29 protein-coding genes are annotated in these 23603 nt (G+C 40.1%); 13 read left to right on the top strand and 16 right to left on the bottom strand.

What is annotated here, in order from left to right:
* Nucleotides 1-54 precede the first annotated feature (54 nt).
* Both SYN7502_RS09310 and gshA read left to right on the top strand, forming a co-directional pair.
* Nucleotides 55-504, top strand: a complete 450-nt coding sequence (locus SYN7502_RS09310; RefSeq protein ID WP_015168584.1) for a universal stress protein — start codon at nucleotides 55-57, stop codon at nucleotides 502-504.
* 57 nt (nucleotides 505-561) lie between these two features.
* Nucleotides 562-1689 (top strand): glutamate--cysteine ligase, encoded by a 1128-nt coding sequence (gene gshA / locus SYN7502_RS09305; protein ID WP_015168583.1) that lies wholly within the window; start codon nucleotides 562-564, stop codon nucleotides 1687-1689.
* 322 nt (nucleotides 1690-2011) lie between these two features.
* Here gshA and SYN7502_RS09300 read toward each other — a convergent pair whose 3' ends face one another.
* The 6 genes from SYN7502_RS09300 to SYN7502_RS09275 all read right to left on the bottom strand — a co-directional run bounded on the left by SYN7502_RS09300 (nucleotide 2012) and on the right by SYN7502_RS09275 (nucleotide 6762).
* Complete coding sequence (locus SYN7502_RS09300; protein ID WP_015168582.1) at nucleotides 2012-2335, bottom strand: hypothetical protein; 324 nt, start codon at nucleotides 2333-2335, stop codon at nucleotides 2012-2014.
* Nucleotides 2336-2649: 314 nt separating this feature from the next.
* Nucleotides 2650-3138, bottom strand: coding sequence for a hypothetical protein (locus SYN7502_RS09295; protein ID WP_015168580.1), 489 nt, complete (start codon nucleotides 3136-3138; stop codon nucleotides 2650-2652).
* A 402-nt stretch (nucleotides 3139-3540) separates the two neighbouring features.
* The gene (locus SYN7502_RS09290; protein WP_015168578.1) at nucleotides 3541-4065 is read right to left on the bottom strand and encodes a hypothetical protein; all 525 of its coding nucleotides are present in this window, start codon (nucleotides 4063-4065) and stop codon (nucleotides 3541-3543) included.
* A 457-nt stretch (nucleotides 4066-4522) separates the two neighbouring features.
* Nucleotides 4523-5473 (bottom strand): PhoH family protein, encoded by a 951-nt coding sequence (locus tag SYN7502_RS09285; RefSeq protein WP_371257830.1) that lies wholly within the window; start codon nucleotides 5471-5473, stop codon nucleotides 4523-4525.
* A 27-nt stretch (nucleotides 5474-5500) separates the two neighbouring features.
* Entirely contained in the window at nucleotides 5501-6199 is a 699-nt protein-coding gene (locus SYN7502_RS09280) for an NUDIX hydrolase (RefSeq protein ID WP_015168576.1), read from the bottom strand.
* On the bottom strand, nucleotides 6169-6762 hold the full coding sequence (locus tag SYN7502_RS09275) for a nicotinate-nucleotide adenylyltransferase (RefSeq protein ID WP_015168575.1): 594 nt from the start codon (nucleotides 6760-6762) through the stop codon (nucleotides 6169-6171). The genes SYN7502_RS09280 and SYN7502_RS09275 overlap by 31 nt, the downstream gene beginning before the upstream one ends.
* A gap of 102 nt (nucleotides 6763-6864) precedes the next feature.
* On the opposite strand from SYN7502_RS09275, the gene pheA reads away from it, so the two are divergent.
* The gene (gene pheA / locus SYN7502_RS09270; protein ID WP_015168574.1) at nucleotides 6865-7704 is read left to right on the top strand and encodes a prephenate dehydratase; all 840 of its coding nucleotides are present in this window, start codon (nucleotides 6865-6867) and stop codon (nucleotides 7702-7704) included.
* A 2-nt stretch (nucleotides 7705-7706) separates the two neighbouring features.
* On the opposite strand, the gene SYN7502_RS09265 is transcribed toward pheA, so the two are convergent.
* Complete coding sequence (locus SYN7502_RS09265) at nucleotides 7707-8183, bottom strand: hypothetical protein (RefSeq protein ID WP_015168573.1); 477 nt, start codon at nucleotides 8181-8183, stop codon at nucleotides 7707-7709.
* Between the two features lie 316 nt (nucleotides 8184-8499).
* On the opposite strand from SYN7502_RS09265, the gene SYN7502_RS09260 reads away from it, so the two are divergent.
* Nucleotides 8500-10569 (top strand): M3 family metallopeptidase, encoded by a 2070-nt coding sequence (locus tag SYN7502_RS09260; RefSeq protein ID WP_015168572.1) that lies wholly within the window; start codon nucleotides 8500-8502, stop codon nucleotides 10567-10569.
* A gap of 14 nt (nucleotides 10570-10583) precedes the next feature.
* Nucleotides 10584-11030, top strand: coding sequence for a nitrate reductase associated protein (locus SYN7502_RS09255; RefSeq protein WP_015168571.1), 447 nt, complete (start codon nucleotides 10584-10586; stop codon nucleotides 11028-11030).
* Between the two features lie 313 nt (nucleotides 11031-11343).
* On the opposite strand, the gene SYN7502_RS20610 is transcribed toward SYN7502_RS09255, so the two are convergent.
* Nucleotides 11344-11901, bottom strand: coding sequence for an IS630 family transposase (locus SYN7502_RS20610; RefSeq protein WP_015168570.1), 558 nt, complete (start codon nucleotides 11899-11901; stop codon nucleotides 11344-11346).
* A gap of 2 nt (nucleotides 11902-11903) precedes the next feature.
* Nucleotides 11904-12404, bottom strand: a complete 501-nt coding sequence (locus SYN7502_RS20605) for a helix-turn-helix domain-containing protein (RefSeq protein ID WP_015168569.1) — start codon at nucleotides 12402-12404, stop codon at nucleotides 11904-11906.
* A gap of 704 nt (nucleotides 12405-13108) precedes the next feature.
* Between SYN7502_RS20605 and SYN7502_RS18290 the strand changes: the two genes are divergently transcribed.
* Nucleotides 13109-13357 carry a hypothetical protein gene (locus SYN7502_RS18290; protein ID WP_051023609.1) on the top strand — a complete coding sequence of 83 codons (249 nt, stop codon included), beginning with the start codon at nucleotides 13109-13111 and terminating at the stop codon, nucleotides 13355-13357.
* A gap of 319 nt (nucleotides 13358-13676) precedes the next feature.
* On the opposite strand, the gene SYN7502_RS09235 is transcribed toward SYN7502_RS18290, so the two are convergent.
* From SYN7502_RS09235 to SYN7502_RS20600, 4 genes are all read right to left on the bottom strand, one after another.
* Complete coding sequence (locus SYN7502_RS09235) at nucleotides 13677-14084, bottom strand: hypothetical protein (protein WP_015168568.1); 408 nt, start codon at nucleotides 14082-14084, stop codon at nucleotides 13677-13679.
* A complete protein-coding gene (locus tag SYN7502_RS09230; RefSeq protein WP_015168567.1) occupies nucleotides 14081-14722 on the bottom strand; it encodes a ParA family protein in 642 nt (213 codons plus the stop codon). The genes SYN7502_RS09235 and SYN7502_RS09230 overlap by 4 nt, the downstream gene beginning before the upstream one ends.
* An 86-nt stretch (nucleotides 14723-14808) precedes the next feature.
* Complete coding sequence (coaE, locus tag SYN7502_RS09225) at nucleotides 14809-15393, bottom strand: dephospho-CoA kinase (protein ID WP_015168566.1); 585 nt, start codon at nucleotides 15391-15393, stop codon at nucleotides 14809-14811.
* Nucleotides 15394-15414: 21 nt separating this feature from the next.
* Nucleotides 15415-15918, bottom strand: a complete 504-nt coding sequence (locus tag SYN7502_RS20600) for a hypothetical protein (RefSeq protein ID WP_210391277.1) — start codon at nucleotides 15916-15918, stop codon at nucleotides 15415-15417.
* A gap of 283 nt (nucleotides 15919-16201) precedes the next feature.
* On the opposite strand from SYN7502_RS20600, the gene pyrE reads away from it, so the two are divergent.
* A complete protein-coding gene (gene pyrE / locus SYN7502_RS09215) occupies nucleotides 16202-16771 on the top strand; it encodes an orotate phosphoribosyltransferase (RefSeq protein WP_015168564.1) in 570 nt (189 codons plus the stop codon).
* 68 nt (nucleotides 16772-16839) lie between these two features.
* Nucleotides 16840-18084 carry a DUF58 domain-containing protein gene (locus SYN7502_RS09210; RefSeq protein WP_015168563.1) on the top strand — a complete coding sequence of 415 codons (1245 nt, stop codon included), beginning with the start codon at nucleotides 16840-16842 and terminating at the stop codon, nucleotides 18082-18084.
* Between the two features lie 28 nt (nucleotides 18085-18112).
* On the opposite strand, the gene cysK is transcribed toward SYN7502_RS09210, so the two are convergent.
* Nucleotides 18113-19066, bottom strand: a complete 954-nt coding sequence (cysK, locus tag SYN7502_RS09205) for a cysteine synthase A (RefSeq protein ID WP_015168562.1) — start codon at nucleotides 19064-19066, stop codon at nucleotides 18113-18115.
* Between the two features lie 125 nt (nucleotides 19067-19191).
* Nucleotides 19192-19638: an RrF2 family transcriptional regulator gene (locus tag SYN7502_RS09200; RefSeq protein ID WP_015168561.1), complete on the bottom strand. Its 447-nt coding sequence runs from the start codon at nucleotides 19636-19638 to the stop codon at nucleotides 19192-19194.
* 110 nt (nucleotides 19639-19748) lie between these two features.
* On the opposite strand from SYN7502_RS09200, the gene SYN7502_RS09195 reads away from it, so the two are divergent.
* The 5 genes from SYN7502_RS09195 to SYN7502_RS09175 all read left to right on the top strand — a co-directional run bounded on the left by SYN7502_RS09195 (nucleotide 19749) and on the right by SYN7502_RS09175 (nucleotide 22765).
* The gene (locus SYN7502_RS09195; RefSeq protein WP_015168560.1) at nucleotides 19749-20537 is read left to right on the top strand and encodes a thiazole synthase; all 789 of its coding nucleotides are present in this window, start codon (nucleotides 19749-19751) and stop codon (nucleotides 20535-20537) included.
* Nucleotides 20538-20598: 61 nt separating this feature from the next.
* Complete coding sequence (locus SYN7502_RS09190; RefSeq protein WP_015168559.1) at nucleotides 20599-20895, top strand: ssl2009 family thylakoid membrane protein; 297 nt, start codon at nucleotides 20599-20601, stop codon at nucleotides 20893-20895.
* Between the two features lie 91 nt (nucleotides 20896-20986).
* Nucleotides 20987-21250 carry a YggT family protein gene (locus SYN7502_RS09185; RefSeq protein ID WP_015168558.1) on the top strand — a complete coding sequence of 88 codons (264 nt, stop codon included), beginning with the start codon at nucleotides 20987-20989 and terminating at the stop codon, nucleotides 21248-21250.
* 50 nt (nucleotides 21251-21300) lie between these two features.
* A complete protein-coding gene (fabI, locus tag SYN7502_RS09180) occupies nucleotides 21301-22077 on the top strand; it encodes an enoyl-ACP reductase FabI (RefSeq protein WP_015168557.1) in 777 nt (258 codons plus the stop codon).
* Nucleotides 22078-22084: 7 nt separating this feature from the next.
* A complete protein-coding gene (locus tag SYN7502_RS09175; protein WP_015168556.1) occupies nucleotides 22085-22765 on the top strand; it encodes a Crp/Fnr family transcriptional regulator in 681 nt (226 codons plus the stop codon).
* On the opposite strand, the gene SYN7502_RS09170 is transcribed toward SYN7502_RS09175, so the two are convergent.
* Nucleotides 22762-23583, bottom strand: coding sequence for a dienelactone hydrolase family protein (locus SYN7502_RS09170; RefSeq protein ID WP_015168555.1), 822 nt, complete (start codon nucleotides 23581-23583; stop codon nucleotides 22762-22764). The two genes, SYN7502_RS09175 and SYN7502_RS09170, sit on opposite strands and share 4 nt — an antisense overlap.
* Nucleotides 23584-23603 lie beyond the last annotated feature (20 nt).

Raw genomic sequence — 23603 nt, 5'->3', positions numbered from 1 at the left:
TTCTTAAATCATAATTCTTAGAATCTTAAAGTTATTGAAAGGGAGGTTAAGTCTATGAAGTTCTTAGTAGCGATCGATGGCTCCCATGCTGGTTATAAAGCCTTACAGTCGGCGATTAGTTTAGCCAAAAGTTCCCATGCATCAATTTTGGCAATTAATGTGATCGAACCATTGAGGGATTATTACCCTGAATTAATCATGCCCACCGGAGACTGGGTTAGTTGGCAAGCACATCCTAATCCTGAACTAGAAAAAGCTTTAGTGGAAAAAGGGCGATCGCTTCTCCAAGAAGCTGAGAAATCCTGCCAAGAAGCAGAGGTAGAATGTACTACCAGTCTAGAGTTTGGCTCACCACGGGATTTAATTTGTAAATTAGCAAAAACAGATATTGATGTTTTAGTAGTTGGCTCTAGGGGGCTAGGCTCAATGGAACGGCTCATGCTCGGTAGTGTAAGTGATTATGTTGTACACCATGCCCCTTGCCCAGTTTTAGTAGTCAGATAATTCCCAAAGGATTTAGAATAATCTGAGACAACTAGAATCTTTAGGCGGTATTGATTGGTGCTTTTATCAAAGGGATTTGAGGTTGAGATTTATACCTGTACTCCCACAGGCGATGCCGTTGGCTTTTCTGATCAGATTGTTGCCGATCTGCAGGGCTTTGTCCGAGAACCAGACAGTCGCAATGTGGAATATACAACCCCACCTTTAACAAAATATGAGCTTTTGTGTATAGCATTGTTAGAACCTCGGCGGCAATTACGGCAGTACCTGCGATCGCTTGGTGATTATACGGTTATGCCCGGCAGTACCCTTGCCCTAGGTGGGAGTGAATCATTCCATCGCTCCGATCCCCAGAATCCTTATCATGGCTATATTGAAAATACCTACGGCACTAAAGTCGTAACTGCGAGTATTCATATTAATGTGGGCATTCCCAATACTGAAGATTTGATTAGAGCCTGTCGGTTAGTGCGAATGGAAGCAGCCCTGTATCTAGCTTTAAGTGCATCATCGCCTTTCCTAAATGGTGAAGTCACTGGTTCCCACTCCACAAGGTGGCAAATGTTTCCTAAAACCCCTATCCATGTGCCTTTATTCAGCAGCCATAGGCATTTTATTGATTGGACAAATCACCAAATTCAACTGGGGGTGATGCAAAATGTGCGACATCTGTGGTCGGCTGTGCGTCCGAATGGGGATAATCGTCCCTACGATCTAAATCGGCTGGAGTTGCGGATTTGTGATTTAGTTATTGATCCATTGGCACTTTTGGCAATTACGACTTTATTGGAAATGCGGTTACAGATGCTGCTGGCTGATCAAAATCTTGATCCACTTCTATCTAAGAAATTTAGTCCCGATGAATTAATGGCGATCGCCGATCAAAATGAAATTTCTGCCGCCCGTAATAGTCTGGATGCGGAATTAATTAACTGGGAAACAGGTGAAAAAGTAATTGCTAGAGATTGGATTTGGAATCAATATCATCAAGTTAAGCCTAGGGCAACTGCTCAGGGAGTCAGCTGCTTTTTATCACCTTTAGAGAAAATCTTGAATCAAGGTAATGAAGCACAAAGATGGTTGGCACAGGTAGGTAATGGTTTAACTCCCCGTGAAGTTTTAACGACGGCGATCGCAGAGGTAGCAGCACAAGAACAAGACCTTGCTAATAACTTATTGAGTTAGCTATATTTTTAGACTTCCATGTACCTAATGCTTGAGCCTAAAGTCATTGCTAAGTTTCATCACTTTCATAGGCGGTAACAATTCTTTGCACTAATGGATACCTAACTACGTCACTCTTAGTTCTGCAATATATGCAGGTTATAAACTAATGTCTGATTATATTCCCACAATTTGTCATAAGCCTTTTGTACCTAATTTGTCTTTCAGAATAGTTATCATTGACATAATATCTATATTTAAATACTAAACTAACCATCTCATTAGAATAATATCCAGTTAGTTGATCCCATAAATTAGGCAAGGGAAGTTCATAATCATCTCTTTAACCTACATCACAACAATTTGGATTTAATCTTAAAAACTCTTCAAAATTCTTATATGAAATATATTTTACTTCTATCAACTTTCGATTATTGCCAAATGGAAGCATAGATATAAGTTTACCATCATCATTTCCCTCACTAAAAAACATACTTGGCTTTCCATATTGATTTACTTCTTCAAAAACTGCACGAAACTTTTCCGTATTAGTTAAGTACCTTCCTTTTTCAAAGCAGAACCCAGAATAATTAAAGGCGAGTGGTATACAAATTAAAACTATTACTAAGCCAAAAATAATATGGCGTTTAGTAAGTTTAATTTCCATGTAATTAGTAAAATTAAATTACTGATCTTAAAAAAAGTTTTAACACATAGGGACTAAATTAGTCCACCTTGAATACTGGTACTGGCGCAACCTTTGTCCATATATCACTTCATATCATAGAGGAGAAGATGATTTAGATAAATCTAGTATGAGTGTTGTAGTCATTTTGATCTGGGAATTTTTCCCCAAACACAAATAAATTAGTGATTTCTATTCCTCTTGAAGCATCTACCATTTCTAATACCCCTTAGATTATTTTCTAATTAACTGAATCTACATGAAAAAGATAGTATATTTTAATTGCCAAAAATACCCTATCCTCCCGCTCCAGACAGTACGGCTATACCAAGATCAGGTATTACAAGTAGCTGCCCCTCAGGATGTCCTGTATAAAATGAGCCTTCTGAAAAAGCTGCAAGTTCTATTTTTTTAGCCAAAGATTCATCTAGTCCTGCACTCCTTGCACACTTTATCCCTGCACCAAATGTTGTATTGCTATCAGTATATTCAATTGGGGTTTTCTGCCACTTTTCGTATGAATTATACATACTGTTGTCATCTTGCTGATGTGCTCTGGCTTTAGTTGCATCCTCAAAGAATTTCAACTTATCTCTATTGATACCAGCTAATGTTTTGTCTGATAATTTATACACTCCAAAAAAGCAACCAAACAGAATACTATTTCCATCAGCAGTTGTGATATGCCCAACAAAATCTAGTTTTGCAGGTAACCAATCTCTAAACTGTTTTTGTCTACTTGCCCATAGTAAATAGGAGACTGTTCCAACTAATACAGAAGACATTGCTAAAATTATTGCTATAGTTCTAAGAAATTTCAACTTCTATCTCCAATTAGCTTATTTTTTAGCATTTTTGATAATAGTAGGTACTAACAATTCAAGGTTGCATTAAAACATTGGTATTTACAACTGTAAAATCACACTCTATTCAATAGATAAATATATATGCATGATGCTAAAAATACTCTAAATAAAGATGGATTTGATGCATTTTCAGGTCTAAATATAAGAATTACAATCATCTTAGTTGGGGAATTTTGTGCCAAATACAAATAATTTAGTAATTTCAATCCCTCTGTAAGCATCTGCTATCTTTAATACCTCTAAGCTCCTAAAATTATTTGCATTTTAAAATTAATTGAATCATTAATATTTTGTTTTAGCCAGATGCTTAGTAGAATAATCTTAATCTCCAACTCCAGAAAGTACTGCTATGCCAAGATCAGGTATTACAAGTAGCTGCCCCTCAGGATGTCCCGTGTAAAACGAGCCTTCGGAAAAAGCTGCAAGTTCTATTTTTTTAGCCAAAGATTCATCTAATCCTTCACTCCTTGCACATTCTATTCCTGCACCAAATGTTCTATTGTTATTAGTATATTCAATTGGTGTTTTTTGCCACTTTTGGTATGAATTATACATATTGTAGTCATATTGTTTATAGGCTCGGGCTTTAGTTGCATCCTCAAAGAATTTCAACTTATCTCTATTTATACCAGCTAATGTTTTGTCTGATAGTTTATAAACTCCAAAAAAGCAGCCAAACGGAATACCATTTCCATCAGCAGTTGTGATTGACCCAACAAATTCCAGTTTTGCAGGTAACCAATCTTCAAACTGTTTCTGTCTGATTGACCATTTTAATAAGGAAAAAGCTCCAACTAATACAGAAGATATTGTTAAAATTATTGCTGTAGTTTTAAGGATTTTCAACTTTTACCTCCAAGTTTAAATCTAAATCATCCCACTTTTTTTTAGATATTTAATATGGTTCTGTTATTGAGCTTCTCAAATACAATATGAATTTTTTTCTTCGCCAGTCAAATATCTACCTTTCGTAAAACAAAATCATGAATAGTTCATACTAAAAAAAAAAAATAGATAAAGATAGTATCAATATACAAAGAATCAGTTTTATATTAATTCTCATAAATATATTCATGTCTATCTACTAATAATATTTGCAATCTAGACTCAATAATTTGAAAAACAAAGCTATTGTTGATAATTATCTATCGCAAATATGCAAATACCAACACAGGAAAATATTTATGAAATCTAGTTTTTGGGATAACAAAAAGTCTTATAAAAATAACTGTAATTATAGTTTTTTTAGATTTTATAAGTTATTAGACTTCCATCTGCCTAATCCTTGAGCCTAAAGTCATTGCTAAGTTTCATCACTTTCATAGGCGGCAACAATTCTTTGCACTAATGGATGCCTAACTACATCACTTTTATTAAAGTAGGAAAACGCTACCCCTTCGACTCCCGCCAAAATATTTTTCACATTAATCAAACCTGAATGTTGATGGGAAGGCAGGTCAATCTGGGTAATGTCACCAGTTACCACCATACGAGAATTAAAGCCTAATCTTGTCAGTACCATCTTCATTTGGGCAGGGGTAGTGTTCTGTGCCTCATCGACAATGATAAAAGCATTATTGAGAGTACGTCCCCGCATATATGCCAGAGGTGCCAGTTCAATGATACCCCGCTCCATCATCGCCGGAATTTTATCGGGATCGATTAACTCATGCAAAGCATCATAGAGCGGTCGTAAATAGGGACTAATTTTTTGTTGTAAATCACCGGGTAAAAATCCTAGCTTTTCTCCAGCTTCAACGGCGGGACGGGTGAGAATTAATCGCTCAAATTGATTACTTTGCAGTGCTTTCACGGCTGTAACTGCTGCTAGATAGGTTTTTCCTGTGCCTGCGGGTCCAATGCCAAAGGTGAGGTCATAGGTTTCCATAAATTGCACATACTGCTTTTGCTTAAAGGTACGTGGTTGAATCATATCTCCCCGCCGATTTCGCATCATCGTAGGGCGATCGCTCCACTCATCCCTAAGATTTTGATCGATTGCCTGTTTTGCTGCCACAATATCCACAGAGGCGATCGCTCGATCCTGAGACCACAGAGGCTTTAACCCATAGACTAAGTCTTGACATAGTTTCACTGCTGCCTCAGTACCACTAATCAGAAGCTCTTGTCCCCTCAGGACTAGTTTTGTATCAGTCAAACTAGCTATGAGTTTCAGATTTTCTTCTTTGCTGCCTGCTAATCGTATGGCACTGCTGGGGGTGGGAAGGTTAATAATTTGGTAATCCTCCATAATTTAGGAATTTGAATTTATTTAGTAATTTTAGATAAAAACCATAGGCTTATCTTTGAATGGAGCAAATGCCTCGGCATCAAACCGATATAGGGTGGCTGGTCTGCCTGCACCTCGTGAGGTTTTACCACCCGTTTCCTGTAAAAACCCTAGCTTTAGGAGTCGGGAACGGAAGTTGGAGTAATCAGAAAAATCATCGCCTAAAACCGTGGTGTAGAGTTGGTAAAGATCGCCTAGGGTGAAAAATTCTGGAAGCACATCAAAGGCTACGGGGCTGTACTCTAATTTATTGCAAAGGCGGCGATGTCCGTATTCTAAGATTTGGTTATGATTAAATGCTAATGGGGGAACTTGCTTAACTGGATACCAAGCAATACCACTTACACCCTCGGCAATTAATTCGGTTTCGGCTTGGCGGGCAAGGGCAAAATAGCTGACGGATAGGTACCGCAAATCTGAATTAGGAGTTGGATCAAAGGTAAATAACTGTTCTAGATAGAGATTCTGCACCCGAATTTTTTCAGCTAATATTCTATAGGCTGCGGATTCTAGGGATTCTCCCTGACGCACCAAAGTGCCGGGGAGACACCAACTATCTCGAAATGGTTCCGCATCCCGCATGACTAAAAGGACTAGGAGTCGATTTTGATCTGTATCCACAGCGAAAATTACGTTGTCAACTCCTACTTTAAATTGAGCTAGGGGGTATTGGGGTTTGTTTCCTCCCATTGGTACAGATTATTGGTGTAAATGTATTGGGCAATTGAAGGTATTATGCCTGACTGATCACCGTTTTTACGATAGTTTGTTGAAGAGATTTCAGGAACCACAAGATCGGCGATCGCTACTTTGGCTCCTTTAATTTGGAGATTTGTTAGGTGTGACTCAGAAATTTGATAACCACGGCGGTCAACCACTAAAATTTTAACCTGTTGTAATAGTTCTTCTGCTTGATACCAATTGGCTATTTGCTCAATCAAGTCACCACCAATCACAAGGGTAAATTCAGCACCTTGCCAGATTTTTTGTGCCTGTTTCACCGTAATCAAGCTATAGGGATTACTAATTTCGGGGTGTAGTTCTAGGTTGGGGTGATCGCTCTCGGCAATGATTTCAGCTATTAAGAGCCGCATCATGGCGATCCGATCTTCTAAACTGGTTTGATGGGATTTAAATGGATTATTAGAAACCCAAACAACCACAAGATCGTAGCGATCGCTTAACCACTCCAGTATTCTTTGATGTCCAATCGTAGGAGGATCACCACTGGTACCAAATAAGGCAATATTCATATTAATGATAATTGGGGATATTTCGGCAGATCAAAACCTTATTCCTATCACCTAGCTGATATATTTATGGCAATTTAAGTATATAGCTGGAAATTAAAATCAATGACTTCTATTGCTTACCTTGGACCAACGGGAACCTATGCTGAGTTAGCCGCTCTATCTTACTGTCAACTGCATCATTTACCAGATTCCCAACTATGTTCTTATCCTACGATTCCCCAAGCACTTAAAGCCGTGGCGACAGGGGAAATTGATCGGGCGATCGTGCCAGTGGAAAATTCAACCCAAGGTAGTGTAACCATGACCTTAGATAGTATTTGGCTGTGGGATCAGTTGCAAATTCAAGAGGCTTTAGTCTTACCTGTACAACATGCCCTAATTACCCATGCCCAATCCCTTGAGCAGATTCAAGCTGTGCATTCCCATCCCCAATCTCTAGCGCAGTGCCAAAATTGGTTAGAGCAGTTTCTGCCGCAGGCACAATTAATTCCTGGTAATTCTAATACGGAAAAAATGGAAGATGTTAGCCAAGACCTCCATTTAGCGGCGATCGCTTCCCCTAGTGCTGCCAAACTCTATAATTTACCGATCCTCAGGTTCCCGACTAATGATTTTTCTGATAACTGTACAAGGTTTTGGGTTTTAGGTTTAGTTCCCACCGATCAGGGTAAACATACTTCCTTGGCATTTACTACTAAGTCTAATGAGCCGGGTTCTTTATTTAATCCCCTTGCTGTATTTGCCAAGCGTCATATTAATTTAACCAGAATTGAGTCTCGACCATCGAAGCGATCGCACAACCCTTATATTTTTTTCATAGATATTGAAGCATCTATTCCAGAAATTACCGAAGCGATCGCCGAGTTAAAGGAGTTTACCGAAACTCTAAAAATTTTTGGTAGCTACGATATTCATATCCAGCCGAATATTCAGCCAAGTTAAAGTTACTTAATTGTAATCACTTTAGTATCAGAGACAGGCTGATCAGCGACTGTGATGTCAGCATGGTTATTAGTATTCAAGGTAACTGTAATTTTATTATTTCCTTTAGGTAAGCTTTCCAGATAATACCAAGAGCTATAGAGTCTAGTAATTTTTTTACCATTAATGAAAAGATGGGCATGTCCTTCATTAGAAGTCATGGATTCGGCATTTAGTTTTTCTGGTGCAAACTTAAAATTAGTAGTTTTAAGTTCGAGGTTCCAACCTTTTTGGGCATCGGGAGTAACTATCAACTTTACCGTGGGAATGGGCTGACCTTTGGGGACTTCCATTTTTTTATGATCATGATCGTTATGGGACAAAAGAGTATTAATGGGGAAGTGTAGGTTAACGCTTTCGGGCAAAGTATTCAGAGCATTGGAGGGTATAGCAGTAGATAGAGCGATCGCTAGACTACCCAAAATAAGTTTGATTTTCATGGTTTAAGGATTTTATTGAATAATTCAGCCCCAAATTATCCCTTAGTCCAAACTCCTAAGTCAAAAGACCATCCGTCAAAGGTTAAAGCTCAAAAGCTAAGATCAAGTTCCCACTTTCAGGTATATCAATTTATAGTGAATCATCAATAAGCTCCAATTTTAAAAGCGATCGCCGAGTTAAAGGAATTTACCGAAACCTTAAAAATATTCGGTAGCCACGATATTCACCAAACTTAAGTCTTAACTAAACCTTGGCAGGGCAATTTTAACTGCTTCCGAGCTTGTTATAATAGTCTCTGAACTTCGTGATTTTTCCATGCTTAATAATCCTCTTCTTATTGGTCAAGGTATTCCTCCATTTCCAGAAATTCTCCCTGAGCATGTGGTACCTGCGGTTACCCAGCTATTACCAGAACTAGAGTTGGAGTTAGAAAGCCTAGAAAATAAGCTAAATGGTTTAGAGCATCCCACTTGGCAAGATTTAGTTGAACCCCTTGATCGATTGGGCGATCGCCTGACTTGGACATGGGGAGCAGTTGGACATTTACTCAGTGTTAAAAATAGCCCCGAACTGCGTACTGCCCAAGAAACTATGCAACCAGAAGTTGTGAAATTTTTTACGCGCCTGAGTCAAAGCGTACCGATCTATCAAGCCTTTAAAAAGCTAAAATCTAGTAGCGAATGGCAAAATTTGGAGCCTGCTCAACACCGCATTGTGGAATCAGCAATCAGAGATGCAGAGCTATCGGGAATAGGTCTAACTGGAGCAGATCAAGAGAAGTTTAATACCATAGCGATCGCCCTCGCCGAGCTTTCCACCAAATTTGCTAACAATGTCCTCGATGCCACTAAGGCTTTTAGCTTAGTCCTAACCACACCCGAAGAACTAGATGGATTACCCCCGAGTTTACTCAGCCTGGCGGCTCAATCTGCTGGGGAAGAAGGGAAGTGGAAAATTACCCTCGACTATCCATCCTATGTGCCATTTATGCAGCACAGCACCCGTGCCGATCTGCGGGAACAACTCTATAAAGCTTTTCTGAGTCGTGCCTCTAGCGGTGACCTAGATAATCAGCCCATAATCACCAAAATCTTAGAACTACGCCAAGCCAAGGCAAAACTTTTAGGATTTAATAGCTACGCTGAACTTAGCCTTGCTAGCAAAATGGCACCCGAAGTTGCTGCTGTGGAAAAACTCCTAGAGGAACTACGATTACCTAGCTATGCAGCCGCTCTGCAAGACTTGGAAACCTTAAAGGAATTTTCAGGCAAAAGTGAGCTTAAACCTTGGGATATCAGCTTTTGGGCGGAAAGATACCGAGAAGCAAAGTTTGCCTACACCGATGAAGAATTACGTCCCTATTTTCCCCTGCCCCAAGTTTTAGATGGGTTATTTAGCCTAGTCAAGCGTTTATTTGGCATTACGGTTAAACCCGCCGATGGTAAGGCTCCTGTGTGGCATGAGGATGTCAGATTTTTTGAGATTTGGGATCAAGATCAACATATTGCTAGTTTTTATTTAGACCCCTACAGTCGTCCTGCGGAAAAAAGAGGCGGAGCATGGATGAATGATTGCATTGGACGTGCCAAGCTGGGTAGTGAAGTGCGGAAACCGATCGCCTATTTAATTTGTAATCAGACTCCTCCAATCAAAGATCAAAATCAAGATCAAGCCGAGGATCAGCCTAGTTTAATGACTTTTTCCGAAGTAGAAACCCTATTTCACGAGTTTGGACATGGGTTACAGCACATGCTGACTAGGGTAGACTTTGCCGCCGCCGCAGGGATTAATAACGTGGAATGGGATGCCGTAGAGTTACCCAGTCAGTTCATGGAAAACTGGTGCTACGATCGCCCGACCCTTTTAGATGCTAAGACGGGAATGGCAAGACATTATCAAACAGGGGAAGTTTTACCCGAACATTACTATCAAAAATTGGTAAGTGCCAAAAACTATATGACTGGTAGTGCTACCCTCCGTCAAATTCACTTTAGCTTGATTGATATTGAACTTCACCATCGCTATGATGGCACAGAAACATTATCAGACCTGCGATCGCGCTTGGCACAGACTACTATGATCATTCCGCCGATTCCTGAGGATAATTTTCTCTGTAGCTTTGGACATATTTTTGCTGGTGGTTATGCCGCAGGCTACTATAGCTATAAGTGGGCAGAAGTTTTGAGTGCCGATGCCTTTGCTGCTTTTGAAGATGCAGGCTTAGATAATGAGATGGCGATCGCCGAGATAGGAAAACGCTACCGAGATACGGTTTTAGCATTAGGTGGTAGTAAGCATCCCTTAGAAGTATTCAAGGCATTTAGAGGACGAGAACCAATTACAACCCCTTTACTCAGGCATAGTGGATTAGTACAAGCGGCATAGTCTATAAATTCCCAATGGCGTTCTTTAAATTTGAAGCAGACTTTGTGGATTCCCTACGCTGTATTCCCATGCAGGTTAGGCTTAAGCTCGATACCTGTGGAATTAAGTTAAAGCTATCCCATTGGCATCATTTTAGCCATGCCCAACGGCAGCGATTAATAGACTTACCCTGCGATCGCCCCACAGAAATTAATACCTATCGCCAGTTTTTATTAGATTTAATTGCTCAAAATACTCAAGACTTACAATCCCTTTTCATTCAAGTTGAGCCAGTGTGGAATGATAGCGATCGCATCCCCTTAGAAGTTTGCCAACAGGCTGAATCCTTGGGAATATCAATCACCCTACATCAGTGGATAGGTCTTTCGAGGCTACAACGCTTTGCCCTTGTGAAACTGAGTCGTTCTCACCACGAAAACCAGAATTTTTTACCTGCTTTGAAGGAATTTGAACTGATTTAAATTTAATTCATCCTCAGCCAGTGTATTAGCTTTACTTTGGTGGTTAGGATTTGGTATTGAGACTCAAAAGGTGATGGCATTGACCTATGTGATGAAAGTGTCCCAGTTAAGAGAATCTTCAATGAATTTAGGCAACCAGTAGCCCTGGATAAACATCATACATGACCAGTATGGATCATGGTACCCATTAACCAGAATCACCGACAGGCAAAAGCCGATCACAACCAGGCTTAAAAGTGCGGGCATTTTCCTATCCATAGAGAGTAGAGTTCAACAAATTTCTTTCATATTTACGCCTATTTATACCAAATCATTAAATAGCAGCTACAGATAAAGCCTCTAAAATATAATCCCAACCAACAATCGCAGCAATTACCTCCTGAGTCATTTCTTCTAACCTTTCCCGCATCAATACCCGTAACTGATCAAGGTCTTTTGGTAATTCCCACCTCAACCCTAATTTGAAATGCTGCCACACTCTTTCAATGGGATTAGTCTCAGGTGCATGGGCAGGCTGAAATAGCAAAATAATATTCTGAGGAATCTTTAACCGTTTTGCTCTGTGTGCTCCTGCTTGATCCACTTGCATAATGATTATGCTGTCTGGGAAATGTGCGCTTACTAAGTTCAGAAATACTTGGAAGCATTCACTATTTAGATGGGTAAATTCATAGAAAAAGCTTTCCCCTGTTGATGGTTCTACTATTCCATAGAGGTAAAACTGCCACTGGACTTTACCCTTAGGTTTAACCCCTCTTGCTGTGATCTTCCTTCCACTGATTGTCTTTAACCCAATTCGTGTTTCATCTTGACAAAAGAATCTCACTTTGCCATTTAGTCCGATTATATTAATGCCGAACCATGCAATCATGCTTATATTACTGGCAAGGTTTTTTTATATGCTTCTACTTGCTCTTCTGACTTTCCTGCACTGACTGGACGTGTCACTTTCGGTCTGGCTTTCAGCCGATATCGGACTAGATGATGCACAGTTTTATAGTTTGATTTGATTCCTAATTGGTTCTCTAACCATTGGCAGATCTGCCCATAACTTTCAAATCCTTCTGGTTCTTCCAGCTTTTTTATCATTGCTTTCTGCGCCCATTGCGGAATACTCTGTTTTCGCCCTGTTCTCGGTTTATGTCCTAATAGTCCTGCTAATCCCCCTTTCCGATAATTCCCTAACCAATCTTGCAATGTAACTCGATGCCGTCCCAGTATTGTCGATGCTGTCTGGATTGTGCTTGCTTGTTTTGTTTTTAACAGATACAGCAGTTGAATTCTTTCTTTATCTGATGTGGTCTTTTGCACTCTCAGCATATGTTTTAGCTCTTCTTCACTTTCGCTGATCTCTAATTTATATACTCCTGCCATTTATTTCTTTGAACTCGGTTTATATATTTATACCATCTGTAGCCTATACTCTTCGATTTGGTATAAATCGCTTGACCAAGTATCGGAAATCATTATCAAGTTTCGACTGCAAAGCTGTCGCAGACTTGAGAATGCTATCTACTACTTTTTCAAGTCTGGCAATTCTGGCAGTATCAGAATTATTTTTGATACCTTTAAGCTGTCGATCAATACAGCAATCGCTACCCTGACCAGTACTTAATTGTCTGTTCAGTTCATTTAATAGAGATTCAAGGCTTTTTCAATCTGCCACTTTTTACCTGAATACTTTTTTACACAAGTCATCTAAAGTACCTTTGGCGATGCAACAGATACCACCTTTAGCACTGGCACACTATGGGTTAACTCACTTAGATAAACCTGAGTACTTTGTGAAGTTCGATCCATTCTCTGCTCAGGGTGACATCAAACAATTATGCCTACAGTTAGGTCACTTAAATAGGGTACAGTCACCCATAGCTAACAGGTTACGGCAATCATGAGCCTATGAGTTCCCAGAAATTGCCGAACATTGTAATCAGCGATCAGACAGTTTACCCGCTCCACTTTACAGATACCTTGCAGGTGAAAAGATTAGCACTCAGAGTCAAAACCGTTTTGACAAACTTAAAGCTAAAAGTATCGGCACTGGAATTAGTACATTCACCAAATACCATACTGTTAGATTGTGCGACATTCACAGGCAGGAAATTGAGATCGAGCGTGGTCTATCAATGCTGGTCAATGATCCGATTTTTGCCAAATATAAACAAGTGTTTGATCAATTTGGTTTCGGCTCCCGTGTGCGATCGCTAATTCTCTCAACCATCTACCCGATCCAAGCTTACCTAGATAAGAATGGCAAGCCATTAGTAGAGAATGTACTTAACCTCGTACATCCAAGCGTCATAGGTCACTGGCAAGCTTTAGACTAGCTTTAGGGCATGGCATGGTATTTCATTGGTAAAAGCCAAGATTGGATCAACGGTGGTTCCAAATTATGCCGGCCTTGTGGCAATGGATTTTTACTAGGATAGAACCTAGGAAATCACGCCCTAAGACTGAGATATGCAAGGGTTTAGGGGAAATGTATGACACTCTAAAACAGAAGGGCGTACCGATTAAATTAGTTCGATCTAAAGTAGTTTCTAAAGTTATCAGAAAGTTATTCTATATGCTATTTAACTAAGAGTGTGGTTAAAACTGGGGTGAATACCCCCTTTTTAATTTATGAAAGAACTCCCTATACTGAAATTAACCTAACCAAGAACCAATATCTGATTCTGAATTGGCTTTAGGCATTGGTGGATAAAAATACTTTTCTTCAGGGATAGGAGTTATAGCCTGTTGATTAGCTTCAGTTAGCTTAAGAATTACGGCTTTAGCCTCGGCAAAGTCTTGCTTAAGCTTTTCAAATGTACTTAGTTCGGCTTGGAGATTAACAATATGTTTCTTTTGGTCTAAAAGCTCTTCCTTAAGTCGACTAACCTCACTTTCCAAGGCATCTTCCCTATGCTTAGCTTCTGCGGTAACATCTTTTAGCTTAGAGGTAAGAGCTTCTAATTCAGTTTTATCAACATCTTCTGGGGTCGTAGGATCGGTTTCATCTACGGGCTTTTGTGCCTCCTTTCGCACTAAATCGGACAGATTTTTTCTAGTCATAGGTTTCTCCAATCTTCTAATATTTCAGCAATTACATTTCTGTAGTCTGCCTCAGCGTCACGAGCATTTCTACCGCGCCATTGGGAAATAGGCATTCCTTCTAGTGTAGCTTTTTCATGTGCCTTATATGCACGGATAAAAGTTTTAAAAGATGGAATTCCTAATTCAGATAAGGTTGATTGAGCATCTTTAGCCTCTGCCGACCCACGGGGATTTACCCTAGTTAATAAAACTCGATGACTAATTGCTGAAGGGGCAACAACATTTTTAACAGTATGAATTAATGCCGTCAAATCCATAGGGGCAGGAGGTGTGGGTAGAATCAAATAGTTAGCGATCGCCACGACACTCGACAAAGACTTAGAAGACAAAGCAGGAGCAGTATCCACAATAATTAAGTCATAACCTGTAATTGACTTTAAATTTCCTAGTAATTCGGGGTTATTTTCCTGAGATAGATCGAATCCCATACTTTTTCCACTCTGCTCTACCCACCAGGTTGCTGAAGCTTGGGGATCAGCATCAACTAAAAGTACAGAATTTTTTTCAGCCATCATTGCGGCTAGGTTAATGGTTGTTGTGGTTTTGCCAACTCCGCCTTTACCATTTAAGACAACTAAAATTTTGGATGAATTCACGCTAATGCTCGCAAAAAGTATATTTAAGAAGCGTATTTAATAAATTAAAGTTTAAGAAATTAAGCTTACAAATTTAATACATGAGTCTAGCAGTTAGTGCCTATTAACTTATCAACTTGCTTAAATAATTCGGATAAAGTCCTAGAGTTATCTAAGACATAATCTGCGATCGCTACTTTTTGAGCCATCGGCATTTGGCTATTAATTCGTAACTGGGCAGATTGAATATCTAATTGATCTCGCTCCATCAGTCTTTTTAGTTCTTGTTCTGAACTACAACTTACCACCCAAGTTTCTGTGACAAGGTCTTGCATTCCTGCCTCAAACAGCAATGGAATCACCATAACCACTGGATCAGGACTATGTCTTTGTGCCTCTGACTTTAAGTGATCACGAACAAAAGGGTGAATTTGACTTTCTAGCCAAACTCGATCCTGAGGATTACTAAAAATAATTTCTCCTAATTTCTTGCGATTAAGAGTGCGATTGCCATGAAAAATCTCTGAGCCATAGCGATCATGCAAAGTTTCTAAAAAAGAGGGAGTAATTGCCTCCCTAGCAAATACATCCGCATCTAGGACTGGTAGTTGATAATGGCTACTTAGATATTTAGCTACAACTGTTTTACCTGTTGCAATTCCACCTGTTAAGCCAATAACACGTTGCCTCAAAATTGACCCAAGGTTAATCAATTACCATAAAGCAGGAACTGGACGAGGTGGAGCTACTGGCTGGGGAGCAGGGGTAGGAGCAGGAGGCTCAGGTGCCACACTCACAGGGGCGGGGGGTGTGCATTCTGTAGCATTGGGGGTTCCCGTGATCGGGTATGCAGCACCAGTAACTAAATAGTAGCCACAGGATTCGGATAAAGCAGTGGTGTAAGCGCTAGGTAAGTCTCTAGTGCGAATAGTTGGAGTATCAAGACTCTGACGTTCGTACATTTCACGAATTATGCTACGGAAACCGTTTAGTTGTCTCTCAGCAACTAGATCGGGATAGTCAAATTGAATATAGGGCTGCGCAATAAAGCCATCAGAACTCAAATCTAAAACTAGGGTTTGAGCAGCGTTATAGGTATAAGGCAAGTTAACTGGATAGACATCTTGATCAGACATTAAGCTATTGAAAGTATAGGAAGGCTCAGCAAAACTGGGTGATGCTAGGACAGATGAAAATGCCGCTAATGTGGCAGCCAATAAACCAGACCTGAAAGAATACCGCAAGCTCATAGTATAAACCCTCACAATTATCTAGTAATAATTTAGCAGAAATCTCGTAAATTTCGTAAACAGTATGGCAATAAGTTAACAGATATATAAGTCTAATTCCAGATTTTTTCCATTATTGTCCTTGGGTAAGAATTTTAATCTGTGAATATATCCTGAATATGTGTTGAACAGCCTTAGGTAATTTAAGTTTTTACAGGATCATAAATTAATATACTTAAATCTCAATCACATATAAATTCCTTAAAATTTCATGCTTGCAATCACAGAAGCTAGAACTAAGCTGTTAGATTTAATCTGCACCCTTGCCTATAAAAGTGGTAATTTCATTCTTTCGTCAGGGCAGCCTAGCTCCTATTACATTAATGGCAAGCAGGTTACACTCCATCCCTATGGGGCATTGTGGACAGGTCAAATCTTGCTGTCTATGTTACCGCAGGGGGTTAAGGCTGTAGCTGGACTTACCCTTGGTGCTGATCCGCTTGTCAGTGCCGTTAGTGTAGTTTCGGCATATCAAGATACTCCAGTTTCGGCTTTAATTGTCCGTAAACAGGTAAAGGCGCATGGAACTCAGGCATGGATTGAAGGTGTGGTTCTACCGCCTAATTCTGAGGTTGTGGTATTAGAGGATGTCGTCACAACAGGAAGTTCAGCTATGCTTGCCGTAGAGAAACTTAAAGAAGCAGGCTATCAGGTAAACCTAGTATTAACTCTTGTCGATCGCTTACAAGGTGGGGCAGAGTGTTTTGCTGCAGCTGGCTTAGATTTTAAGGCAGTATTTACAATTGCCGAGATTCAAGATCGTGCGGCTCAAATTGCTTAGTCTAATATTAATTTTGATACTTGGACTCCGAAATTAGTACTACCCTAACCTTAGCCAGTTATACCTCTATGAAAAAGTTATTTCGTTACTTAGAGTTTTACTTCTGTGTACCAGAGTTTGCGGGTGGAATGTTGCTAATGCTTTCTGGGTTTTTCTTTGCGGCAGCAACTAATACTTTATCGGGCTGGCTATATGTGATTAGTGGCGTGAGTTTTGCGCTATTACTAATTGGGGGAATTTTACCCCGCCGAGTTCTTAGGGATATTGAAGTCATTAGATCGCCTATACCTGCTGTGAGTGCTGGAGATGCGATCACCGTGGAATTAGTCATAGTTAATATCGGTAAAGACACTAAATCTCTAGTTCAGGTTTATGATTTTGTTCCCAAGCAGTTAATACCCGATCATAATTCTCAAAATTTATTGACACCTCTTAATTCACTACCTCATAAAGTAATTGAGGAATTATTACCGCAGCAAAAACTAAGATGGACTTATACTCTTGATACTCAAAAACGGGGCATTTTTTGGTTTGACCGAGTTGATTTGATTACCGCCAGCCCTTTTGGTCTATTTCGGAGCAGGCGATCGCTTACAAATACGGAAATATCGTCAAAATTATCCCAAAAATTAATTGTCTATCCCCATGTTTTAAATTTGTCCCAATGTCCGTTAATTGATCAAATAGGAACCGAAGAAACCCCCAAAACCTATAGTCAAAGATATATAAATGCCAATGCCAACGAGGGTTTAACCAAAGCTTTAAGAACTTACCGATGGGGTGACCCAACTCGGCTAATTCATTGGCGTAGCAGTGCTAAATTCGGTGAACTTAAAATTAGAGAACTAGAAATTACCCTAGGTGGACAAGACTTAGTTATTGCCTTAGATACATCTTCGGGATGGCAGGATTACCAATTTGAAGAGGCGGTAGTAGCAGCAGCATCTTTATACTTCTATGCCCAAGGGATAAATATAAATGTCCGACTATGGACATATGAAAGTGGCATTATTCAAGGACAACAGCAAGTTTTAGAAACCTTAGCCAGTGTTAATCCTAGCCCTAGCAATCCGAGTTCTTTGCCATTAGATTTACCCTCAGTATGGCTTACCCATCGGCAAGATAGCTTAGGGAAACTCAACTCTCAAAGTCGCTGGTTACTATGGGCAGAATCCGAAGTAAATTCACAAAATTTAACTAATAGTTCGGGATTAGTGATTCAGGGTAATCCAGACGAAACTTATAGTAAAAATCAGTTTAAAAGCTTGCAAGTACAACTGCAAAAGCAGATAGGCTCACAAGCTTACTTTTAATAAAAAACCAATAAAAAACTGCTAATTTCTAGCTCGAAGTTACCAACTCGATATCTTGAAATAAAGGCGTACTCAAGTAACGTTCCCCAAAGCTAGGTTGAATCATCACAATTAATTTGCCCGCATTTTCTGGTCTTTTAGCTACTTGAATGGCGGCATACAAGGCTGCCCCACTGGAAATACCCGATAGTAATCCTTCCTCCTTTGCCAATCTTCTGCCGTAGGCGATCGCTTGATCATCAGTTACAGCAATTACTTCATCAATTAAATCTCGCTTCAGTACTTGAGGAACAAAGCCCGCCCCAATTCCTTGAATCCGATGGGGACCTGGCTTACCTCCCCCTAAGACTTGACTGTTAGCTGGTTCAACGGCGATCGCTTTAAATTCGGGTTTACGTTTTTTTAAAGCTTCACTTACGCCTGTAATTGTGCCACCGGTACCCACACCCGAAATTAAAAAATCTACTTTGCCATCGGTATCAGTCCAAATTTCCTCTGCCGTAGTAGCTAGGTGAATAGCAGGATTAGCCAAATTACTAAACTGTTGTAACATATAGGCATGGGGAATTTTTTCCACTAATTCCGTAGCCTTACGAATTGCTCCGCCCATACCCTCACTGCCAGACGTAAGCTCTAACTCTGCTCCATAGGCACGAAGCATTGCCCGTCGTTCTAAGCTCATGGTTTCAGGCATAGTCAGAATTAGTCGATAGCCCTTAGCTGCTGCCACCATTGCCAAAGCAATCCCTGTATTTCCAGAGGTTGGCTCCACTAAAACTGTCTTGTGAGGAGTAATTAAGCCTTTCTTTTCGGCATCCTCTACCATGTTGATCCCAATTCGATCTTTAACTGACGACGAAGGATTCATGCTTTCAAGTTTGACAACGATTGTAGCGACACAGCCTTCACTATAGGGGATACGGTTAAGTTGGACTAAAGGAGTACGACCAATTAATTCGGTAACATTGTGGGCAATTTTCATAAATAATCAGTGAATAAAATAATTAGTGATTGAATTAGCGTGAATTGAGGTTTACTGCCCCAATTTTTAATGTCTTTACTTATCTAGCTCCAAAACTACCCTTAGATAATTCCTAGAAATAATTCTTAGATATAGTACATAGCAGTAGAGAGCTTGAATTGTTTTTCCTGTTCGCACAGGTCTTTGAGGGTACAGTTTTTTAAAACATTAGCTGCGGCTGTCTGCGCTGATTGCCACATATTATGGACTACTGAGGCAGTGGGAGTTTTCTCTGCTTCGTTAGAAAGGCGGTCATCTCCCATGGTTGGGTCTTTCCCTTCCATACAGTGAATAATCTCTAAAACATTAATTCGCCATGGTTCCCTTGCTAGAATATATCCTCCTTTAGAACCACGCTGGCTTTTAACCAATCCATGCCTTCTTAATGTAGCTAAAAGCTGTTCAAGATATCGATCTGGTATATTTTGTTGACTGGCAATTTGGCGAATTTGCAAGGGCTGATCTAGTTCAAAATGAGTTGCTAGTTCTACCAATGCTAAGATTGCGTACTCGCTCTTTAGTGAAAGTTCCACATTAACGTTTAACAACTACTACTTTATGATACTACGGTATGCTGTCGATGATTGTTAGTTATAAAATTCTGAGATGAGAAATATAAAACTAAATTTAAAGAAATTTTTCAATGGACATTTTAGAAATTGCTGGAAAAAAATTTAATTCGCGCCTGATGACAGGAACGGGTAAATATGCTGACTTTGAGACTATGCGTCAAGCGATCGCAGCTAGTGGTAGTGAAATTGTCACCGTGGCAGTGCGTCGAGTTCAAGCTAGTGTACAAGGGCATGAAGGACTGGGCGAAGCTTTAGATTGGCAAAGATATTGGCTTTTACCGAATACAGCAGGTTGTGCTACTGCGGATGAGGCGGTACGAGTGGCAAGACTGGGCAGAGAAATGGCAAAAATTTTAGGACAAGAAGATAATAATTTTATCAAGTTAGAAGTAATTCCCGATCCCAAGTATTTATTACCCGATCCAATTGGTACCTATCGTGCGGCTGAACAGTTAGTTAAAGAGGGATTTGCGGTATTGCCTTACATTAATGCCGATCCGATGTTGGCAAGGGCATTGGAAGAAGTTGGCTGTGTTACGGTAATGCCTCTAGCGTCACCGATTGGTTCAGGACAGGGTTTAAAAAATACTGCCAATATTGCCATAATTATTGAGCAAGCCAAGATTCCTGTGGTGGTTGATGCGGGAATTGGTGTACCCAGTGAAGCGGCACATGCTATGGAGTTAGGTGCTGATGCTTTATTAATTAATACAGCGATCGCCCAGGCACATGATCCTGTAACTATGGGTAAAGCGATGGGTATGGCAACTTTAGCAGGTCGAATGGCATACTTAGCAGGGCGGATTCCAGTTAAAGATTATGCTAGTGCTAGTTCTCCAACTACGGGTAAGATTACTTAAAACTCGGTATAATATTTGGCAATGAGAGTTAAGTGAGTTTAATTTAAAGCTTTTTAAGGATATGGCAGAAAAGTCTAGTAGCTTTTTGGGAGGGTTTATTCTTGGTACTATAGTTGGTAGTGCTTTAGGCGTAATTTTAGGCTCTAAGGTCAACCAAGTACTCGATCAAGCCCAAGAAGATAATGATAATCCTGGGGATCAGGCGATCGCCCCTGCCACTGCGGAAGAAATTGCTGCAAAAACTAAACTAGGGCTAGAACAAAAGATTGCTCAACTCAATGCGGCGATCGATGCTGTTAGCAAAGAGTTATCTACTTCTGAAACCAATGGCAAATCTCCCCAGCTAGAAAAGTTCTAGATACAAAAGTTCTAGTTAGAAAAATTTTAGTCTAGGCATACTAATATAAAGATAAGTATAGAGATCAGGTTGAAGTTATTTGGATAGGTATATGGAAATTATTCTACAGACAGTGCTTTCTTTCATTAGTATCTACTTGGCTTTGTTATTTATTCGGGTACTTTTGACATGGTTTCCCAATGTTAACTGGTCTAGTCAGCCCTTTGCTGCTCTGAGTCAAGTTACTGATCCTTACTTAAACGTATTTCGCTCTATTATTCCGCCTGTAAGTGGGATGGATTTTTCGCCAATGTTGGCATTTTTAGTGCTAAGCTTACTGCAAAGAACTTTGGCTAGTGCCATTGGGGTCTTTTAGTTTAGGCTTAGAAATATGCCTACAAAAATGCTTACAAACCTATAAATAATATGCTTGATTTGAGTGGTAAAACTGCTCTAGTTACTGGAATTGCTAATAATCGTTCGATCGCTTGGGGCATTGCCCAACAGTTACATAAAGCGGGAGCCAAGTTAGCTATTACCTACTTACCTGATGATCGAGATCGAACTCTATCAAAGGTTAAGGATTTAGTATCTCCTCTATCTCCAGACCTTTTACTGCCCTGTGATGTCCAGAATGATACCCAAATTGATGAAATGTATGGGGCGATCGCAAAATCTTGGGGAAAGTTAGATATTCTGATCCATTGCTTGGCTTTTGCGAAGAAAGAAGAGCTAAGTGGTAACTTTACTGACATTTCTAGGGATGGTTTTAAGTTAGCCTTAGACGTAAGTGCTTTTTCTCTGATTAGCCTCTGCAAAGGAGCTAGACCATTAATGACCGATGGCGGTAGTGTAATTACTCTTACTTATATTGGTGGGGTTAAAGTGGTACCAAATTATAACGTCATGGGTATAGCTAAGGCTGCGCTGGAAATGAATGTACGTTATCTAGCTCAAGATTTAGGTTCGCAAAACATTCGAGTTAACGGGATTTCGGCAGGACCAATTCGGACTTTGGCTTCGGCGGCGATTGGTGATATTCATAAAATGCTCCACCATGTGGAAGAAGTATCACCCCTAAAGCGATTAGTTAGCCAAGTGGAAGTTGGGAATGTTGCCGCCTTTCTAGCAAGTGATCTTTCTAGTGCCATCACTGGACAGGTTATTTATGCTGACTGTGGTTATGAAATAATGGGTGCCTAAAATTTGCATGGAGATTGAAACTCTCAGCGAGACCTTTCCTTTATTTGATATAGCCGATCCAGAACTCCTGGAGTGGCTCACAGGTGTGGCGGTGGAGAAAGAGTATGCTCCAAAGCAAAAAATCATCACTGAGGATACTTGGGGCAATGCTGTTTACTTTATTTTGTCAGGCTGGGTAAAAGTTTGCCAACAACGAGAAAGTGATTCACTAACCCTTGATGTTTTGGGTGTGGGGGGGATATTTGGGGAAACTGCGGTTTTAGATGAAGCTCCAAGATTTACCAGTGTTATCGCTTTGACAAGAACTAATGTATTGAGCATACCCGCCCAGAGGTTTCTGCAATTTTTGTTTAAAGATGCCCAAGTTCACCATCGCATGTTGAAACTGATCATTAAAAGATGGCGTAAGGTTAATCAAAGATTACAGTTAGCTCAGGAAGCTCCCCTAGTGCGGGTTGCGAATATTCTACTTGATTTGAGTGAAACCTATGGAACTGATACAACTTTGGGTTTAGAAATATTTAACCTCTCATCCCAAGAAATATCTGACTTAGCAGGGGTAAACCTTGAAGATACGGAACAGGTTTTAGAACGCATGGGCGAAAAGGGTTGGATCCAAATTGACAAAAAAGAGCAACTTCTAATCCTGTCAAATCATAAGCAGATTTCCCAACTAATTGCTAATTAAACTAACTCCTTAAACCAATTTACTAAACGCTGCCAGCCATCTTTTGCTTGTGGTTCCCGATAACTGGGGCGATAGTCTGCAAAGAAAGCGTGGGGGGTATCAGGATAGAGAATGATTTGTGATTTTGGATTATTAGCTCTCAATGCTGCCTGCATTTGTTCAACAGTTTGATTAGGAATTCCTGTATCTGCACCGCCATATAGACCTAGGATGGGTGTTTTTAGGTTTGCAGCTATATCTAAGGGATGTTTAGGCGTTAACTCTGTAGCATCTCCCACTAGTTTGCCGTACCATGCCACGCCTGCTTTGACTTTGGAGTTATGGTCTGAGTATAGCCACACAATACGTCCACCCCAGCAAAAACCAGTAATTGCCAATCTGTTAATATTTCCCTTAGACCTGCCTGCCCAGTTGACAGTGGCATCAAGATCGGAAAATACCTGTTGGTCTGGAACTTGGTTGACAACTTTGCGAATATCTTGAATATCACTAAGTTTAGAAACATCACCTTGACGGATGAATAATTCTGGGGCGATCGCCAAGTAACCTAATTTGGCAATGCGCCGACATATATCTTGGATATGCTCATGAACCCCAAAGATTTCTTGGATTACTAAAACTATAGGGAAATTCTCTCCTAGGGATGGCATGGCTCGATAGGCAGGAATTTCAAGCTTATCCACAGGGATTTTTACTTCCCCTGCAATTAAACCTAGGGAATCAGTTTTAATGGTTTGAGCAGAAACTGGAATTGTAGCTAGGGCAAAGCCCACAGAAAGTCCAGAAGTAAGCATAAATTCACGACGGGTAATAGACATGGCGGTTACTAGACTTTTAG

This window comes from Synechococcus sp. PCC 7502 (genome assembly GCF_000317085.1).
Classification (GTDB): Bacteria; Cyanobacteriota; Cyanobacteriia; order Pseudanabaenales; family Pseudanabaenaceae; genus PCC-7502.
Note: the sequence above shows the minus strand (reverse complement) of the source record. Positions and strands in the feature narration are given on the sequence as shown.

Coding starts and splice junctions, on each gene's coding strand:
- SYN7502_RS09310 (WP_015168584.1), top strand. CDS start 55: ATGAAGTTCTTAGTAGCGATCGATGGCTCCCATGCTGGTTATAAAGCC.
- SYN7502_RS09300 (WP_015168582.1), bottom strand. CDS start 2,335: ATGGAAATTAAACTTACTAAACGCCATATTATTTTTGGCTTAGTAATA.
- SYN7502_RS09295 (WP_015168580.1), bottom strand. CDS start 3,138: ATGTCTTCTGTATTAGTTGGAACAGTCTCCTATTTACTATGGGCAAGT.
- SYN7502_RS09280 (WP_015168576.1), bottom strand. CDS start 6,199: ATGGGAGGAAACAAACCCCAATACCCCCTAGCTCAATTTAAAGTAGGA.
- SYN7502_RS09275 (WP_015168575.1), bottom strand. CDS start 6,762: ATGAATATTGCCTTATTTGGTACCAGTGGTGATCCTCCTACGATTGGA.
- pheA (WP_015168574.1), top strand. CDS start 6,865: ATGACTTCTATTGCTTACCTTGGACCAACGGGAACCTATGCTGAGTTA.
- SYN7502_RS09265 (WP_015168573.1), bottom strand. CDS start 8,183: ATGAAAATCAAACTTATTTTGGGTAGTCTAGCGATCGCTCTATCTACT.
- SYN7502_RS09260 (WP_015168572.1), top strand. CDS start 8,500: ATGCTTAATAATCCTCTTCTTATTGGTCAAGGTATTCCTCCATTTCCA.
- SYN7502_RS09255 (WP_015168571.1), top strand. CDS start 10,584: ATGGCGTTCTTTAAATTTGAAGCAGACTTTGTGGATTCCCTACGCTGT.
- SYN7502_RS20610 (WP_015168570.1), bottom strand. CDS start 11,901: ATGATTGCATGGTTCGGCATTAATATAATCGGACTAAATGGCAAAGTG.
- SYN7502_RS20605 (WP_015168569.1), bottom strand. CDS start 12,404: ATGGCAGGAGTATATAAATTAGAGATCAGCGAAAGTGAAGAAGAGCTA.
- SYN7502_RS09235 (WP_015168568.1), bottom strand. CDS start 14,084: ATGACTAGAAAAAATCTGTCCGATTTAGTGCGAAAGGAGGCACAAAAG.
- pyrE (WP_015168564.1), top strand. CDS start 16,202: ATGCTTGCAATCACAGAAGCTAGAACTAAGCTGTTAGATTTAATCTGC.
- SYN7502_RS09210 (WP_015168563.1), top strand. CDS start 16,840: ATGAAAAAGTTATTTCGTTACTTAGAGTTTTACTTCTGTGTACCAGAG.
- cysK (WP_015168562.1), bottom strand. CDS start 19,066: ATGAAAATTGCCCACAATGTTACCGAATTAATTGGTCGTACTCCTTTA.
- SYN7502_RS09195 (WP_015168560.1), top strand. CDS start 19,749: ATGGACATTTTAGAAATTGCTGGAAAAAAATTTAATTCGCGCCTGATG.
- SYN7502_RS09190 (WP_015168559.1), top strand. CDS start 20,599: ATGGCAGAAAAGTCTAGTAGCTTTTTGGGAGGGTTTATTCTTGGTACT.
- SYN7502_RS09185 (WP_015168558.1), top strand. CDS start 20,987: ATGGAAATTATTCTACAGACAGTGCTTTCTTTCATTAGTATCTACTTG.
- fabI (WP_015168557.1), top strand. CDS start 21,301: ATGCTTGATTTGAGTGGTAAAACTGCTCTAGTTACTGGAATTGCTAAT.
- SYN7502_RS09175 (WP_015168556.1), top strand. CDS start 22,085: ATGGAGATTGAAACTCTCAGCGAGACCTTTCCTTTATTTGATATAGCC.
- SYN7502_RS09170 (WP_015168555.1), bottom strand. CDS start 23,583: ATGTCTATTACCCGTCGTGAATTTATGCTTACTTCTGGACTTTCTGTG.